Here is a 16,142-nt window from a genome sequence, read left to right as displayed (position 1 = left end):
GCACAACATGGTCCAGACCAATCAGGTTGTCAAGACCTCTGGCGGTCGACTCAGCCCTCCGGGCGCTCCCCGCGGGCGTCCAGGGCGGCCGCTCCCGCCGCCTCGTGCATCGCGCGTTCGAGGAGTCCGGCGTCGGTGAGGGTCCCCGAGCCGTCCGGCGGGACCAGCCAGCGCACTCCCCCGGTGGCCCGCCCCGGGTAGGGGACGACGATCCAGGTGCCCAGGCCGCAGCCCCTGATCCCGGTGCCGATCCAGCGGGAGACGGTGCCCGGCGGGACGAAGAAGCCCATGCGCGACTCCCCCGAGTCGGCGAGAACGGGGCCCGGACGGTTGATCAGGCGGCCGAGGACGTCGAGCGTCGGGTAGCCCAGCTCGCCCGGAAGGATCAGAACGTCCCAGCGCCTGCCGGCCGGAAGGAGCGCGATCCCCTGCGGACTGCGCTCCCACTCCCACCGACAGGCGGCCGGGTCCGGTGCCACCGATGTGAGCCACTCGACCGCGGCCTTCGTTTCCGAGCCAGTCATGACCAGCCTCCCGTTGACGTGAGCACCGGCGGGGTTCCGCCGGTGCGTACACGTGCGAGAGAGCGTTCGGCGCCGACTATGACGCGGGTTGGGGCTACCAGTTGGTAGTGAACTGGGTCACAGCCCCTGACCTGGGACGCAGGCGGCTCAGCTGTCGAAGCCGAGGCCCAGCTTGTCCATGGCCCTCAGCCACAGGTTCCGGTGCCCGCCGTTGCTGTCGGCACGGGCCAGGGACCGCTTGGTGAGTTCGATCCCGGCCCACGCGAAGGGCTCCGGCGGGAACGGCATCGGCTTGGAACGGACCATGTCCAGGCGGGTCCGCGCCGTCTCCTCGCCGGAGAGGAGGTCGAGCATCACATCGGCGCCGAAACGGGTCGAACCGACACCGAGACCGGTGTATCCGGCGGCGTACGCGACCCGCCCCTGATGGGCCGTTCCGAAGAACGCCGTGAAGCGGGAACAGGTGTCGATCGCGCCGCCCCAGGCGTGCGAGAAAAGCAGTCCGGAAAGCTGCGGAAAACAGGTGAAGAACTGCTCCGCGAGTTTCAGGAACGTCTCCGGCCGCTGGTCGAGATCGGCGCTGAGCCGGCCCCCGTACGGATAGATCGCGTCGTATCCGCCCCACAGGATCCGGTTGTCCGCGGAAAGCCGGAAGTAATGGAACTGATTGGCGCTGTCGCCGAGCCCCTGGCGCCCCTTCCAGCCGATGGAGTCGAGCTGTTCCGGGGTGAGCGGTTCGGTCATCAGCGCGTAGTCGTAGACGGGCACGGTGTACGGGCGGATCCGCTTGACGAGCGACGGGAAGATGTTGGTGCCGAGGGCGACACGGCGTGCGAAGACCCGGCCGTACGGCGTACGGACCGCCATCCCCGATCCGGAGCGGACCAGGTCCAGGCCCCGGGTGTGCTCGTGGATCCGTACGCCCAGCTCCAGGCAGGCCCGCTTCAGGCCCCAGGCGAGCTTCGCCGGGTGCAGCATCGCGACGCCCCGCCGGTCCCAGAGCCCGCCGAGGAAGGTGGGCGAGTCGACCTCCGCGCGCAGGGCGTCACGGTCCAGGAAGTCCACGCCCGTGATGCCGAGGCCGACGATCTCCTCGTGCCATTCCCGCAGCTCATGGAGCTGGTGGGGTTCGGTGGCGACGTCGATCTCGCCGGTCCGCTCGAACTCGCAGTCGATGCCATAGCGGGCGACCGCGGCCTCGATGGCGTCGAGGTTCCGCTCCCCCAACTCCTCCAGCTTCGCGATCTCGTCCGGCCAGCGCTCCACGCCGTTGGCCAGGCCGTGGGTGAGGGAGGCGGCGCAGAAGCCTCCGTTGCGGCCCGAGGCGGCCCAGCCCACCTCGTGCCCCTCGATGAGGACGACGTCCCGGTCCGGGTCGCGCTCCTTGGCGATGAGCGCGGTCCACAGACCGCTGTAGCCGCCGCCGATGACCAGCAGGTCGGTGTGCTCGTCGCCGGTGAGGGCGGGCAGCGCCTCGGGCCTGGCCGGGTCGTCGAGCCAGTAGGAGACCGGCTTGGCGCCGGAAAGGGATTGTGCAGCAGTACGCATGGCAGCTGGGGCCATGGTTTCCAACTCCTTCAGGAATTTCAGTTTCGAGCGTTGCTCTTGCGGCGGCTCGCGATGAGCTGACCGACAAGAACCATCAGTACCGCAAGGACGAACATCGCGGTGCCGATGACGTTGATCTGCACGGGCGTGCCGCGCTGTGCCGATCCCCAGACGAACATGGGGAAGGTGACGGTGGAGCCCGCGTTGAAATTCGTGATGATGAAATCGTCGAACGAGAGCGCGAAGGCGAGCAGCGCTCCCGCCGCGATTCCCGGGGCCGCGATGGGGAGGGTCACCCGCAGGAAGGTCTGCACGGGTCCCGCGTACAGGTCGCGGGCGGCTTCCTCCAGTCGCGGGTCCATCGACATCACACGCGCCTTGACGGCCGTGACCACGAAGCTGAGGCAGAACATGATGTGGGCGATGAGCACGGTCCAGAAGCCGAGCTGGGCGCCCATGTTCAGGAACAGCGTGAGCAGGGAGGCGGCCATGACGACCTCGGGCATCGCCATCGGCAGGAAGATCAGCGAGTTGATCGCGCCGCGCGCCCGGAAGCGGTAGCGGACCAGCGCGAACGCGATCATCGTGCCGAGCGCGGTCGCCCCGAGCGTCGCCCAGAAGGCGATCTGGAGCGAGAGGGAGAGCGAGCCGCACAGGTCGGCGACGCCGCACGGGTCCTTCCAGGCGTCCAGCGAGAACCGCTGCCAGGCGTAGTTGAAGCGCCCGTTGGGCTTGTTGAACGAGAACACCATCACGACGATGTTCGGAAGGATCATGTACGCGAGGGTCAGCAGACCAGCGATGACGACCAGGTTCCGGCGTATCCAGCGCAGTACGGGCATCAGACCAGGTCCTCCGTCCCGGAGCGGCGGATGTAGAGGGTGACCGCCAGCAGCACGATCGCCATGAGGATGAACGAGAGCGCGGCGGCCGTCGGATAGTCCAGGACCCGCAGGAACTGGCTCTGGATGACGCTGCCGACCATCTTGGTGTCGGTGGAGCCCAGCAGTTCCGCGTTGACGTAGTCGCCGCTGGCCGGGATGAAGGTGAGCAGGGTGCCGGAGACGACGCCGGGCATGGAGAGCGGGAACGTCACCTTGCGGAAGGTGGTGGCGGGCGTGGCGTAGAGGTCGCCCGCCGCCTCGTGCAGCCGGCCGTCGATCCGCTCCAGCGAGGTGTAGAGCGGCAGGATCATGAACGGCAGGAAGTTGTACGTGAGGCCGCAGACGACGGCCATCGGAGTGGCGAGGACCCGGTTGGACTCGGTCCAGCCGAGCCAGCTGGTGACGTCCAGGACGTGCAGGGTGTTGAGCACGTCCACGACCGCGCCGCCGTCGGCGAGGATCGTCTTCCAGGCCAGCGTACGGATGAGGAAGCTGGTGAAGAACGGGGCGATGACCAGGACGAGCACGAGGTTGCGCCAGCGGCCCGCCTTGAAGGCGATGAGATAGGCGAGCGGGTAGCCCAGCAGCAGGCACAGGATCGTGGCGGTGCCCGCGTACAGCAGGGACCGGATGAACTGCGGGTAGTACTCGCGCAGCGCCTCCACGTACGTCTGGAAGTGCCAGGTGACCTCGAAGCCCTGCTCCAGCGAGCCGGTCTGTACGGAGGTGGAGGCCTGGTAGACGAGGGGCAGGGCGAAGAAGACGACCAGCCAGAGGATGCCGGGGAGCAGCAGCCAGTAGGGGACGAGGCGTTTGCGGGTGGAGGGCTTGCGGAGCTTGAGCTCCTTGGGCTCCTCCGGCTGCGAGGGGGGCGCGGGCGGCGCCTCGGTGAGGCTCACGCCGCGTCCTCCACGCTCTCCACGCCGGCGTCGATGTCCTGGTCGGCGTCGAGTCCGAAGGTGTGGGCGGGGTTCCAGTGCAGCACCACCTCGGCGCCGGGGAGGAGTCCCGTGCGCCGGTCGACGTTCTGCTCGTACACCTGGAGCGCCTTGCCCGCCGGGCTCTCGACGACGTACTGGGTGGAGACGCCGATGAAGCTGGAGTCGACGATGCGGCCGGTGACGCGGTTGCGGCCGGCGGCTATGGAGTCCGCGTCGTCCGCGTGGACCAGGGAGATCTTCTCGGGCCGGATGCCGAGGAGGAGCCGGCCGCCGCTCGTCGTGGGCGCGGAACATCGCTCGCGGGGCAGGGTGAGCTTGCCGCCGCCCGCGGCCACCACCAGATCGCCGCCCGTGGAGACGACCTCGCCCTCGATGAGGTTGGACGTGCCGAGGAAGTTGGCGACGAAGGTGGTGCGCGGGTTCTCGTAGAGGTCGGCGGGGGCGCCGAGTTGCTCGACGCGGCCCCCGTTCATCACCGCGACGGTGTCGGCCATGGTCATGGCCTCCTCCTGGTCGTGGGTGACGTGCACGAAGGTGATGCCGACCTCGGTCTGGATCCGCTTGAGCTCCAGCTGCATCTGACGGCGGAGCTTGAGGTCGAGGGCGCCGAGGGGTTCGTCGAGCAGCAGGACCTGCGGGTGGTTGATGAGCGCGCGGGCGACGGCGACGCGCTGCTGTTGGCCGCCGGAGAGCTGGTGCGGTTTGCGGCGGGCGAAGTCGCCGAGCTGGACCAGCTCCAGCATGTCGTCGACCTGCTTCTTCACCGACTTGACGCCGCGCCGGCGCAGCCCGAAGGCGACGTTCTCGGTGATGTCCAGGTGCGGGAAGAGCGCGTAGCTCTGGAAGACGGTGTTGACGGGCCGCTTGTACGGGGGCAGGTCGGTGATGTCCTTGTCCCCGAGGAAGACCGTGCCGGTGGTGGCCTCCTCCAGGCCCGCGATCATCCGCAGGGTGGTGGTCTTGCCGCAGCCGGACGCGCCGAGCAGGGCGAAGAAGGAGCCCTGGGGCACGGTCAGGTCGAGCGGCTGCACGGCGGTGAAGGAGCCGTAGGTCTTGCTGATCCCGGCGAGGCGGACATCGCCGCCCGCGGTCTGCTGCTGCTGTGTCATGGGTCGCAGTCCCAGTGTGTTCGGGGGGAGTTCAGGGAAGGGAGAGGGTGACCTGGCGGGGGCCCGGCCTGTGACGGGGCCGGTTTCCGGGCCGGGTCAGGCGCCGATGAGCTTGGCGAACTTCTCCTCGTACGCCGTCTCTTCCTTCGTGCTCAGGGAGCGGAAGGAGCGGGACTTCGCCGCCATCTCCTTGTCGGGGAGGATCAGCGTGTTGGAGGCCATCGACTCGTCGATCTTCGCGAGTTCCTCGCGTACGCCGTCGACCGGGCAGACGTAGTTGATGTACGCGGCGAGCTGGGCGGCGACCGGCGGCTCGTAGTAGTAGTCGATGAGCTTCTCGGCGTTGGTCTTGTGCCGGGCCTGCGCGGGGACCAGGAGGTTGTCGCTGGAGGTGATGTATCCGGCGGCCGGGATCGCGAACTCGATGTCCGGGTTGTCGGCCTGGAGCTGGATGATGTCCCCGGCCCAGCCGACGCAGGCGGCGATGTCGCCCTTGCTGAGGTCGGCGGTGTAGTCGTTGCCGGTGAAGCGGCGGATCTGCTTCTTGTCGACGGCCTTCTGGAGTCGGCCGATCGCGCCGTCGAACTCGGCGTCGGTGAACTTCCCCGGGTCCTTGCCCTGGTCGAGGAGGGTCATGCCGATGGTGTCGCGCATCTCGGAGAGGAAGGAGACGCGGCCCTTGAGCTTCGGGTCGTCGAGCAGCTGGGTGACGGAGTCCACCTTGCGGCCGCCGGTCGCCTTCACGTTGTACGCGATGACGGTCGGGATACCGGTCCAGGGATAGGAGTAGGCGCGGCCCGGGTCCCAGTCGGGGGTGCGGAACTGGGCGGAGACGTTCGCGAAGGCGTGCGGGAGGTTCGAGGGGTCGAGCTTCTGCGCCCAGCCGAGCCGGATGATGCGGGCGGCGAGCCAGTCGGTGACGCATATGAGGTCGCGCCCGGTGTTCTGGCCGGCCGCGAGCTGCGGTTTGATCTTCCCGAAGAACTCGACGTTGTCGTTGATGTCCTCGGTGTACCTGACCCTGATCCCGGTGCGCTTGGTGAAGGCCTCCAGGGTGGGGCGGCCCTTCTCGTCCTCGCTGACGTCCATGTACTCGGTCCAGTTGGAGAAGGTGACTTCCTTCTCCTTGGCCGAGTGGTCGTCGGAGGCCGTCCCGGCGTCGGCGCGCCCCGCGGGCGGGATGCCGCACGCGCCGAGGGTGGCCATGCCGCCCAGGGCGAGCGCGCCCATGCCGGAGGCGCGCAGCAGGGAGCGGCGGGTGAGGGCGCCCCGTCCGCTGGTCAGGGATCGCCTCATGGCCGCCAGTTGGGCGGATGAGAGGCGCTCGGGCTCGTAACTCTCCATACGCGTTGCCCTTTCGGGTGGGAGGCCGCTCGGGCCCGTGGGCCCCGGTCGCGCGGCAGCTGCTATCGGTCCCCGAAGATCGTGCGGTGCCAGTCCTTGCGGGCGACCGCGGTGTTGTCGTACATGACGTGCTTGACCTGCGTGTACTCCTCGAAGGAGTACGCCGACATGTCCTTGCCGAAACCGCTGGCCTTGTATCCGCCGTGCGGCATCTCGGACAGGATCGGAATGTGGTCGTTCACCCACACACAGCCCGCCTGGATCTCGCGGGTGGCGCGGTTCGCGCGGTACAGGTCGCGGGTCCAGGCGGAGGCGGCCAGTCCGTACGGGGTGTCGTTGGCGAGTGCGACGCCCTCGTCGTCGGTGTCGAAGGGCAGCACCACGAGGACGGGGCCGAAGATCTCCGACTGGACGATCTCGCTGTCCTGGGCGGCGTCCGCGACGAGGGTCGGCCGGTAGTACGCGCCGTCGGCGAGGTCGCCGCCGGGGGCCTCGCCGCCGGTGACGACCCGGGCGTAGCCGCGGGCCCGCTCGACGAAGGCGGCGACGCGGTCGCGCTGGGCGTGGCTGATCAGGGGGCCGAGGTCGGTCGACGCGTCGAAGGGGTCGCCGAGCCGGACGGTCTCCATGAGCGCGGCGACGTCCCGGACGAAGGCGTCGTAGAGCGGGCGCTGGACGTAGGCGCGGGTGGCGGCGGTGCAGTCCTGGCCGGTGTTGATGAGGGAGCCGGCGACCGCGCCGTGCACGGCGGCCTCCAGGTCGGCGTCGTCGAAGACCACGAAGGGGGCCTTGCCGCCGAGCTCCAGGTGGAGGCGCTTGACGGTGGCGGTGGCGATCTCCGCGACCCTCTTGCCGACGGCGGTGGAGCCGGTGAAGGAGGTCATCACGACGTCGGGGTGGCCGACGAGGTGCTCGCCGGCGTCCCTGCCCGCGCCGGTGACGATGTTGACGACCCCGTCGGGGATACCGGCCTCGGTGGCGGCCTGGGCGAACATCAGCGAGGTGAGCGGGGTCAGCTCGGCGGGCTTGAGGACGATGGTGTTGCCCGCGGCGACGGCCGGGAGGACCTTCCAGGCGGCCATCTGGAGGGGGTAGTTCCAGGGGGCGATGGAGCCGACGACGCCGATCGCCTCGCGGCGTACGTAGGAGGTGTGGTCGCCGTCGTACTCGGCGGCGGCCTTGCCCTCCAGGTGGCGTGCCGCGCCCGCGAAGAAGGCGGCGTTGTCGACGGTGCCGGGGACGTCGAACTCGGTGGAGAGCTTGATCGGCTTGCCGCACTGGAGGGACTCGGCGTACGCGAAGTCCTCCGCCTGCTCGGCGAGGACGGCGGCGAAGCGGTGCATCGCCTCGGAGCGTTCGCCGGGGGTGGCGCCGGACCAGCCGGGGAAGGCGGCGCGGGCGGCGGCGACGGCCGCGTCCACGTCGTCGGGGCCCGCCAGCTCGTAGCGGAGCACGCTCTCGCCGGTCGCGGGGTTCACCACGTCGTGGTGGTTCCCGGAGGTGCCGGGGAGCAGCTTGCCGCCGATGTACTGGGCACCTTCCGCGAAGCGGTCCTGAACCTGGAAGCCGTTGCTCATGACGCTCTCCTCCGCCGCTGTACCCGCTGGGCGGGGTCGGCGTAGCTTCTTCGTGAATTGAGTGCCGATCCTGACAGAGGGGTTCGAGCCCAACAAGTGATTCCGTTGTTGCCTTTTGGTTACGCGACGGAATCTGTCGACCATGTGTCGTGTCGGTGCGGAAATCCCCGTACGGAGTGTCAGTGGCGGATGCCACACTCACATGCCATGGGACCGATCGATGGGCTTCTGGCGGACGTGGCGCAGGGCAAGCGGGTGAAGTATCTGCCGTTCTGGGGGCACCGGCCGCGGCCGGACGGGCGGATCGGCGCGAGCTGCCTGAGCCAGTGGTGGCCTTCGCCGTTCACGGTGGACGGAGTGACCTACGCGAGTGCCGAGCACTGGATGATGGCCGGCAAGGCGCGGCTCTTCGGCGATGTCGAGGCGGAGCGGGCGGCGGTGTCGGCGACGAGCCCGGCGGCGGCGAAGAAGGCGGGGCGCCTGGTGCGCGGCTTCGACGAGGACGTGTGGACACGGGAGCGGTTCGCCCTGGTGGTGGCGGGCAGCACGCACAAGTTCGGGCAGGACCCGGAGCTGGCCGCCTTCCTCCTGGGCACCGGGGACCGGGTGCTGGTGGAGGCGTCCCCGCTGGACCGGATCTGGGGCATCGGGCTCGCGGCGGACGACGAGCGGGTGGAGCGGCCGCAGGAGTGGCGGGGGCTGAATCTGCTGGGCTTCGCGCTGATGGAGGCACGGGAGAGGCTGCGGGCGGGCGCGGCGGCCTGAGGCTGGTCCGTGGGTGGTACGGAGGCGGCCTGAGACTGGTCCGGTGGTACGGGGGCGGCTGAGGCGGCTCCCGTGCGCAGGGGTCCGAGGCGGCTCCCGTACAGGGCGCGGCGGGGCGGGTGCGGCCACCGGCGGCCGGCCGGGCGGGGAGTGATCCCCGCCCGGCCCACAACGTGCGGCCCCCGCGCCGGTGGGGCTGGGGCGTGTTTCGAAGGTCCCGCCTGCTCGGCGACGCCCGGCACTTCCCCGAGCTCTCGGCTTCGCTCGAGCAGGGGAGGCCCCATCCCTCGCCGCGTTGTCGGGTCGCCCCGATACCTCCGGTATCGGGGCGACCCTCCGCCTGGCGACCGCACGCACCGGACGCCGCCGAGCCCGCCCTCCGGGCGGACGGCGCTGCTTTCGAACAACGCCCTAGCGGTGGTCCTCGACGACCAGCGACGTGGCGAACGGGTCGTCGTAGGTGCCGTCGTAGTCGCTGTCGCTGTCACTGTCACTGTCGGAGCTCGTCCCGGCCCAGATGATCAGGCCGAGGATCACGGCGCCCACAACGATGCCGACCGAGCCGAGGATGACCCCGGCCAGCGCCATGCCCCGGTTGGTGGCCTCGCCGCGCTTGGCACGGCCGAGGCCGATGATGCCGAAGATCAGCGCGAGGATGCCGAGGATGATGTTGAGGCCGTAGAGGCAGAAGCCGGCCACCGAGATGATGCCGATGACCATCGCGGCCGTGCCGAGGCCGTTGTTGGGCGCGGGGGCCCAGCCGGACGGACCTGCTCCGTAGGCGCCGTAGCCCGGGTAGCCGCCGTACGGCTGCGGGGGCGGGGCGGGGTAGCCGTAGTGCGCGACGGGCGGCGGGGCCGCGTGGCCGGGGCCGTTCGGGCCGATCGGCGGCGGCGGTACGTCCGAGGGCGCGGGCCCGAAGCCTCCGGCGTGAGGTATGGGCCCGGTGCCGCCCCCCGCGGCCGGACCGGCGCTCGGCATCGACGTCACGGTCGGCTGGTCGTGGACCGGGGCGGGCGGCGGTGTGTGCGCTCCCGCCTTGCCCAGTTCCACCCTGCCGTCCGGCGGTGCCCACGGATCGCGCGGCGCGGCCCCGCCCCCGGGCTGCTCTGTGTTGTCTGACATGGGCCTCCCCCATCGTGGTCCCGTCATGCTACGGCCAGGGCTCACCGCCCAGGACCCCGCCTGCGATGATCGGTGGGGCCGGTACGCCCGGCCGTCGTCACGCCGAACGGGAGATTTCCGATGACCGATCCGCATCCCTTCATCGCCGGGCTGCCCAAGGCCGAGCTCCATGTCCACCATGTCGGGTCGGCCTCGCCCCGGATCGTCGCGGAGCTGGCCGCCCGCCACCCCGACTCCGAGGTCCCCACGGACCCGGAGGCGCTGGCCGACTACTTCACGTTCACCGACTTCGCGCACTTCATCGAGGTCTACCTCTCGGTGGTGGACCTGGTCCGCACCCCCGAGGACGTCCGGCTGCTCACCTTCGAGGTGGCGCGGGACATGGCCCGGCAGAACATCCGGTACGCGGAGCTGACCGTGACCCCGTTCAGCTCGACCAGGCGGGGCATCCCCGAGGTCGGGTTCATGGAGGCCATCGAGGACGCGCGCAGGGCCGCGGAGGCCGAGCTGGGCGTCGTCCTGCGCTGGTGCTTCGACATTCCGGGCGAGGCCGGTCTCCAGTCGGCCGAGGAGACCGTCCGGCTCGCGGTGGAGCACCGGCCCGAGGGGCTCGTCTCCTTCGGCCTCGGCGGACCGGAGATCGGGGTGGACCGCCCCCAGTTCAAGCCCTACTTCGACCGGGCCATCGCCGCGGGTCTGCACTCGGTGCCGCACGCCGGGGAGACCACGGGACCGCAGACGGTCTGGGACGCGCTGACCGCGCTGCGCGCCGAGCGCATCGGCCACGGCACCAGCTCCGTCCAGGACCCCCGGCTGCTGGAGCACCTCGCCGAGCACCGCATCGCGCTGGAGGTCTGCCCGACGTCGAACATCGCCACCCGCGCGGTCACGGACATCGAGCTGCATCCGATCCGGGAGATGGTGGCGGCGGGTGTGCTGGTGACCGTCAACAGCGACGACCCGCCGATGTTCGGCACCGACCTCAACAACGAGTACGCGGTGGCCGCCCGGCTGCTGGAGCTCGACGAGCGCGGCATCGCGGAGCTGGCGAAGAACGCCGTGGAGGCCTCGTTCCTCGACCCGGCGGGCAAGCGGAAGCTGGCCGAGGAGATCGACACGTACACGACGAACTGGCTCCGGGCCCCCGGCCGCTGACCCGGTCGTCGACAATGGCCCCATGGCCAACACCGTCACCAGCGTCACCGCCGTGGGGCATCGCGGCGATCCGTACCTCGCGCGCGAGAACACCCTGCCCTCGATCCGCTCCGCCCTCGAACGGGGGGCGGACGCGGTCGAGATCGATGTGCGGGTGACCCGCGACGGGGTGCCCGTCCTGCTGCACGACGCGACGCTGGAGCGGCTGTGGGGCCACGACCGGCGGCTGGACCGGCTGGACCACGCGGAGCTGGAGGAGCTGACGGGCGGCGGGGTGCCCACGCTCCGCGAGGCGCTGCTCGCCGCCGGGGCGCACCGGGTGATGGTGGACCTGCCGGGCTCCACGGACGCCTCGGTGAAGAAGATCGTGGGTACGGTCCGCGAGTGCGGGGCGGGCGACCGGGCGTACTACTGCGCGAGCGCGGACGCGATGCTGCGGGTGCGCGCCGCCGATCCGTCGGCCGAGATCGCGCTGACCTGGACCACGCTGGCCCCGCCGCGTCCGGAGCTGCTGGCCGCGGTGAGGCCGCGCTGGCTGAACTACCGCTTCGGCCTGGTGAGCCGGGAGCTGACGGACCGGGCGCACCGGGACGGGCTGCTCGTCTCCGCGTGGACGGCCGACACGAAGCGCACGATGCGCCGGCTGATCGAGCGGGGCGTCGACTCGATCACCACCAACCGGATCGACACGCTTCACCGGCTGCTGGCCAACTCGCCCGGTCGCGGCGGTTCTTGATCGGTCCGGCATGATGGGGAGCCCCGCACCGCCCGCCGCCGCACCGGGGCGCCGGGCCCTTGGGCATCGAGGAGCAGCTGTGATGGACCCCCGACCGCAGGCGGCCACCGCCCGGATACGTTCCGACGTCGCGCACAACGCCCGTGTGTGGAACTACTGGCTGGGCGGCAAGGACAACTACCCGGTGGACCGGGCGGTGGGCGACCGGGTCACCGGGATGTACCCCAGCATCGGTGAAGTGGCGCGCGAGGACCGGGCGTTCCTGGGCCGGGCGGTGCGTCATCTGGCCGGCGACGTGGGCGTCGACCAGTTCCTCGACATCGGCACCGGGCTGCCGACCGGGAACAACACCCACGAGATCGCCCAGCACACCGCGCCGCACGCGCGCATCGTGTACGTGGACAACGATCCGATCGTGCTGGCCCACGCCCGCGCCCTGCTGACCAGTTCGCTGGAGGGCGCGACGGAGTACGTCGACGCGGACGCGCACCGCCCGGAGCAGATCCTGCAGGCCGCCGAGCCCACCCTGGACCTGGGGCGGCCGGTCGCGGTGATGATGCTCGGCATCCTGAACTTCGTGCTGGACACGGACGAGGCGCGGTCCATCGTGCGGACGCTGATGGCGGCCGTGCCGTCGGGCAGCCACCTGGTGCTGACCCACCCGACGCTGGAGCTGGGCGGCGAGGGCAACGAGGCGGCGATGCGCTTCTGGAACGAGAACGCCACACCGCCCATCACCGCGCGCGGCAGGGAGGAGTTCGCCGGTTTCCTGGACGGTCTGGAGATCCTGGAGCCGGGGATCGTCTCCTGCTCCCGCTGGCGTACGAACCCGCGGGAGCCGGAGGTCGCCCAGTTCGGCGTGGTGGCCAGGAAGCCCTGACCCCGGACCGTTGCCGGCTCAGGCGCTCGCCGGGACGGGCGCCGGGGCCGCGCCGGCCGCCTGCTCCAGTGCCTCCAGGCGCTTGATCATGCGGCGCACGATCAGCAGCGGGATGACGCCGAGGACCCCGAAGGACATGTCGATCAGGCTCCACCAGAACGGGATGTCGCGGATCGGCCCGCAGATCAGGGCGAGCGGGATGATCCCGGCGCAGGCGATCATGCCGAACTCGATGACCCAGATGTTGCGGACCGGGTCGCGGTAGGGGCCGTAGAAGGCGACGGCGATGACCAGGTGGGCGAAGGCCAGCCAGTCGGTGCCGTACAGCATGAAGGGCTGCTCGCGGTCGACGGTGTCGAGCCCTTCGCGGACCCGGGTGATCCACTCCATCAGGCCCGGGAGGTGTTCGGGGACCGGGGAGGCCGAGGCACCCAGCAGCTCCTCGGCCCAGCGGAGTTCGGTGACGAGAGGGAAAGCCGTGAGCCCGCTCAGCACCAGACAGACGATGAAGAACACCAACCACCCGCGTATACGCCGCTTGAGGGCGTGTCGCTCGCTCATGTCCGCAGCGTACGCCCGTGTTTACCGCCCCTTCACGACACCCCTGCCAGGGCTTCACAAGCCGACGATGGAGTTCCACTTCTTGGCGAAGTCCATCCGTTCCTCGGAGGTGATGTCGCGGGCGATGGCGAGCCTCTTCCGCATCGCGTCGTCGGGGAAGATCAGCGGATCCTCGGCGAGCGCGGCCGTCTCCTCGTCCTTCGAGGAGGCCAGGACGTCCCGGGCGGCGGGCACGGGGCAGACGTAGTTGACCCAGGCGGCGAGTTCGGCGGCGACCTCGGGGTCGTAGTAGTGGTCGATCAGCCGCTCGGCGTTGCGCTTGTGGCGGGCGAGGTTGGGGATCATCAGGGACTCCGCCCACAGTTCGGCGCCCTCCTCGGGGACGACGAACTCGATGTCGGGGTTGTCGGCCTGGAGTTGGATGACGTCTCCGGAGTACGCCTGGCAGGCGAGCACGTCGCCGGTGGCGAGGTCCTTGATGTAGTCGTTGCCGGTGAAGCGGCGGATGTGCTTCGAGCGGACCCGCTTCTGTGTCTGCTCGCAGATCTCGTGGAAGTCGTCGGCCGTCCATCGGGTGATGTCGACGCCGTTGCCCTGCATCAGCAGTGCGAACGACTCGTCGAGCCCGGAGAGCAGGGTGACCCGGCCCCGGAGGTCGTCGGCCCACAGGTCGCCCGTGGACCGGATCTCGCGGCCCAGTTTCTTGCGGTTGTAGGCGATGCCGGTGATCCCGGACTGCCAGGGGACGCTGTGGCGGCGCCCCTCGTCGAAGGCGGGGGTGCGCAGTTGGGGGTCGAGGTACTTGGCGACGTTGGGCTGTTTCGCGCGGTCCATCTCCTGGACCCAGCCGAGCCGGACGAAGCGGGCGGCCATCCAGTCGCTGATGACGATGAGGTCCCGGCCGGTCTGCTGGTGGTTCATCAGCGCGGGACTGATCTTCCCGAAGAACTCGTCGTTGTCGTTGATCTCCTCGGTGTACGTGACGGAGATCCCGGTCCGTTTCGAGAAGGCTTCCAGGGTGGGCCGCTTCGACTCGTTGTCGTCGTCGGTGTCGATGTAGAGCGGCCAGTTGGCGAAGTGCAGGGAGTGGTCGGTGGCGGAGCTGTCGCGTCCGGCCCGGTCCCCGGGCTCGACGTAGGCCGCGGGCACCCCGCAGCCGGCCAGGGTGGCGCCGGCCGCTCCCGCCCCGAGGGCGCGCAGCAGGGAACGGCGGGACATGGGGTTCTTCCGGATCGCTCGCACCAGCGCAGAATGCCGGTCGGCGCTCGCGCGGACAATGGACCAAGCGTCCAGCGGGGCGGGCCCGCCCCGCACACCTTGTCCAGCGGACCCGGGCACGGGAACGGCCCCGGGCGGGAGCCCGGGGCCGTACGGCACGACGACGATCCGTGGATCAGTCCTCGATGGACGTCATGACGTGCTTGATGCGGGTGTAGTCCTCGAAGCCGTACGCGGAGAGGTCCTTGCCGTAGCCGGACTTCTTGAACCCGCCGTGCGGCATCTCGGCGGCCAGCGGGATGTGGGTGTTGATCCACACGCAGCCGAAGTCGAGGTTCTTGGACATGCGCATGGCGCGGGAGTGGTTCGTCGTCCAGACCGAGGAGGCGAGCGCGTAGTCGACGCCGTTGGCGTACGCGACGGCCTGCTTCTCGTCGGTGAAGGACTGGACCGTGATGACGGGTCCGAAGACCTCGTTCTGGATGATCTCGTCGTCCTGCTTCAGGCCGGAGACGACGGTCGGGGCGTAGAAGTAGCCCTTGTCGCCGACCCGGTGGCCGCCCGCCTCGACCTTGGCGTGGGCGGGCAGCCGCTCGATGAAGCCGCTGACCTGCTTCAGCTGGTTGGCGTTGTTGAGCGGGCCGTACGCCACGTCTTCGTCGTCCGGCTGCCCGGTCTTCGTGTCGGCGGCGGCCTTGGCGAGCGCGGTGACGAACTCGTCGTGGATCGACTCGTGGACCAGGACGCGGGTGGCGGCCGTACAGTCCTGGCCCGCGTTGAAGAAGCCCGCCTCGGAGACGCCCGCGACGGTCCTGGCGATGTCGGCGTCGTCGAAGACCACGACGGGCGCCTTGCCGCCGAGCTCCAGGTGGACGCGCTTGACGTCCTTGGCCGCGGACTCGGCGACCTGCATGCCCGCCCGTACGGAACCGGTGATGGAGGCCATCGCCGGGGTCGGGTGCTCGACCATGGCGCGGCCGGTGTCCCGGTCGCCGCACAGGACGTTGAAGACGCCCTTGGGCAGGATCTGCCCGATGATCTCGGCCATCAGCACGGTCGACGCCGGGGTGGTGTCGGACGGCTTGATGACGACCGTGTTGCCCGCGGCGAGCGCCGGGGCGAACTTCCAGACGGCCATCATCATCGGGTAGTTCCACGGCGCGACCTGGGCGCAGACGCCGACCGGCTCGCGGCGGACGATGGAGGTCAGACCCTCCATGTACTCGCCGGCCGAGCGGCCTTCGAGGAGTCGCGCGGCCCCGGCGAAGAAGCGGATCTGGTCCACCATCGGCGGGATCTCTTCGCTGCGGGTCAGGCCGATCGGCTTGCCGGTGTTCTCCGACTCGGCGGCGATCAGGTCCTCGGCCCGCTCCTCGAACGCGTCCGCGATCCTCAGCAGGGCCTTCTGGCGTTCGGCGGGCGTGGTGTCGCGCCAAGCGGGAAAGGCCGCCGCTGCGGCCTCCATGGCGGCATCGACGTCGGCCTGACCGGAGAGCGGCGAGGTTGCGTAGACCTCTTCCGTCACCGGGCTGACCACATCGATGGTCCGCCCGTCCGCGGCGTCCCGGAACTCTCCGTTGATGTAGTTGCGCAGACGGCGCACCTCGGTGGTCACAACCACCCCTCCTGTCGGCTGTCCGATGGGTGAGATGTCCACCCTAATCGTTCCGGTGACGCTTTCGACATACCCACCCGCCCATAACTTCGGATTCAGTCAGATCCAGGCACCCAGACAACGAATTTCATCGATCTGGGGTTGCGAGACAGACGAGGAG

Annotated in this window: 15 protein-coding genes; 4 read left to right on the top strand and 11 right to left on the bottom strand. The window is 70.1% G+C overall.

All coding sequences use genetic code 11. From position 1 onward, the window contains the following. Positions 1–50 precede the first annotated feature (50 nt). The 7 genes from OG245_RS28205 to OG245_RS28175 all read right to left on the bottom strand — a co-directional run bounded on the left by OG245_RS28205 (position 51) and on the right by OG245_RS28175 (position 7,927). On the bottom strand, positions 51–524 hold the full coding sequence (locus tag OG245_RS28205) for a hypothetical protein (protein WP_371626200.1): 474 nt from the start codon (positions 522–524) through the stop codon (positions 51–53). Between the two features lie 147 nt (positions 525–671). Next, positions 672–2,087: an NAD(P)/FAD-dependent oxidoreductase gene (locus tag OG245_RS28200; protein WP_371626199.1), complete on the bottom strand. Its 1,416-nt coding sequence runs from the start codon at positions 2,085–2,087 to the stop codon at positions 672–674. A 23-nt stretch (positions 2,088–2,110) separates the two neighbouring features. Further along, positions 2,111–2,914 (bottom strand): ABC transporter permease, encoded by an 804-nt coding sequence (locus tag OG245_RS28195; RefSeq protein ID WP_371626198.1) that lies wholly within the window; start codon positions 2,912–2,914, stop codon positions 2,111–2,113. After that, on the bottom strand, positions 2,914–3,855 hold the full coding sequence (locus OG245_RS28190; protein WP_371626197.1) for an ABC transporter permease: 942 nt from the start codon (positions 3,853–3,855) through the stop codon (positions 2,914–2,916). The genes OG245_RS28195 and OG245_RS28190 overlap by 1 nt, the downstream gene beginning before the upstream one ends. Further along, positions 3,852–5,006, bottom strand: a complete 1,155-nt coding sequence (locus tag OG245_RS28185; RefSeq protein WP_371626196.1) for an ABC transporter ATP-binding protein — start codon at positions 5,004–5,006, stop codon at positions 3,852–3,854. Before OG245_RS28185 ends, OG245_RS28190 begins: the two co-directional genes overlap by 4 nt. Before the next feature lie 96 nt (positions 5,007–5,102). After that, positions 5,103–6,350: a PotD/PotF family extracellular solute-binding protein gene (locus OG245_RS28180; RefSeq protein ID WP_371626195.1), complete on the bottom strand. Its 1,248-nt coding sequence runs from the start codon at positions 6,348–6,350 to the stop codon at positions 5,103–5,105. A gap of 62 nt (positions 6,351–6,412) precedes the next feature. Beyond that, complete coding sequence (locus OG245_RS28175; RefSeq protein ID WP_371626194.1) at positions 6,413–7,927, bottom strand: gamma-aminobutyraldehyde dehydrogenase; 1,515 nt, start codon at positions 7,925–7,927, stop codon at positions 6,413–6,415. Between the two features lie 207 nt (positions 7,928–8,134). Here OG245_RS28175 and OG245_RS28170 point away from each other — a divergent pair, with 207 nt between their 5' ends. Further along, positions 8,135–8,692: an NADAR family protein gene (locus tag OG245_RS28170; protein WP_371626193.1), complete on the top strand. Its 558-nt coding sequence runs from the start codon at positions 8,135–8,137 to the stop codon at positions 8,690–8,692. Between the two features lie 411 nt (positions 8,693–9,103). Here the strand turns inward: OG245_RS28170 and OG245_RS28165 are convergent, their stop codons facing one another. Further along, entirely contained in the window at positions 9,104–9,817 is a 714-nt protein-coding gene (locus OG245_RS28165) for a DUF4190 domain-containing protein (protein WP_371626192.1), read from the bottom strand. 120 nt (positions 9,818–9,937) lie between these two features. On the opposite strand from OG245_RS28165, the gene OG245_RS28160 reads away from it, so the two are divergent. The 3 genes from OG245_RS28160 (at position 9,938) to OG245_RS28150 (ending at position 12,588) form a co-directional block, all read left to right on the top strand. After that, positions 9,938–10,972, top strand: coding sequence for an adenosine deaminase (locus OG245_RS28160; RefSeq protein WP_371626191.1), 1,035 nt, complete (start codon positions 9,938–9,940; stop codon positions 10,970–10,972). 22 nt (positions 10,973–10,994) lie between these two features. Next, the gene (locus OG245_RS28155; RefSeq protein ID WP_371626190.1) at positions 10,995–11,708 is read left to right on the top strand and encodes a glycerophosphodiester phosphodiesterase; all 714 of its coding nucleotides are present in this window, start codon (positions 10,995–10,997) and stop codon (positions 11,706–11,708) included. Positions 11,709–11,790: 82 nt separating this feature from the next. After that, the gene (locus OG245_RS28150) at positions 11,791–12,588 is read left to right on the top strand and encodes an SAM-dependent methyltransferase (RefSeq protein ID WP_371626189.1); all 798 of its coding nucleotides are present in this window, start codon (positions 11,791–11,793) and stop codon (positions 12,586–12,588) included. Positions 12,589–12,606: 18 nt separating this feature from the next. On the opposite strand, the gene OG245_RS28145 is transcribed toward OG245_RS28150, so the two are convergent. The 3 genes from OG245_RS28145 to OG245_RS28135 form a co-directional block, all read right to left on the bottom strand. Further along, complete coding sequence (locus OG245_RS28145; protein WP_371626188.1) at positions 12,607–13,149, bottom strand: hypothetical protein; 543 nt, start codon at positions 13,147–13,149, stop codon at positions 12,607–12,609. A gap of 54 nt (positions 13,150–13,203) precedes the next feature. Beyond that, positions 13,204–14,367: a spermidine/putrescine ABC transporter substrate-binding protein gene (locus OG245_RS28140; RefSeq protein ID WP_371626187.1), complete on the bottom strand. Its 1,164-nt coding sequence runs from the start codon at positions 14,365–14,367 to the stop codon at positions 13,204–13,206. Between the two features lie 175 nt (positions 14,368–14,542). Continuing rightward, positions 14,543–15,982 carry a gamma-aminobutyraldehyde dehydrogenase gene (locus tag OG245_RS28135; protein ID WP_371626186.1) on the bottom strand — a complete coding sequence of 480 codons (1,440 nt, stop codon included), beginning with the start codon at positions 15,980–15,982 and terminating at the stop codon, positions 14,543–14,545. Between the last annotated feature and the right edge of the window lie 160 nt (positions 15,983–16,142).

It is taken from the genome of Streptomyces sp. NBC_01116, from assembly GCF_041435495.1.
Lineage (GTDB): Bacteria > Actinomycetota > Actinomycetes > Streptomycetales > Streptomycetaceae > Streptomyces.
This window is presented reverse-complemented; position numbering and strand designations above follow the sequence as displayed.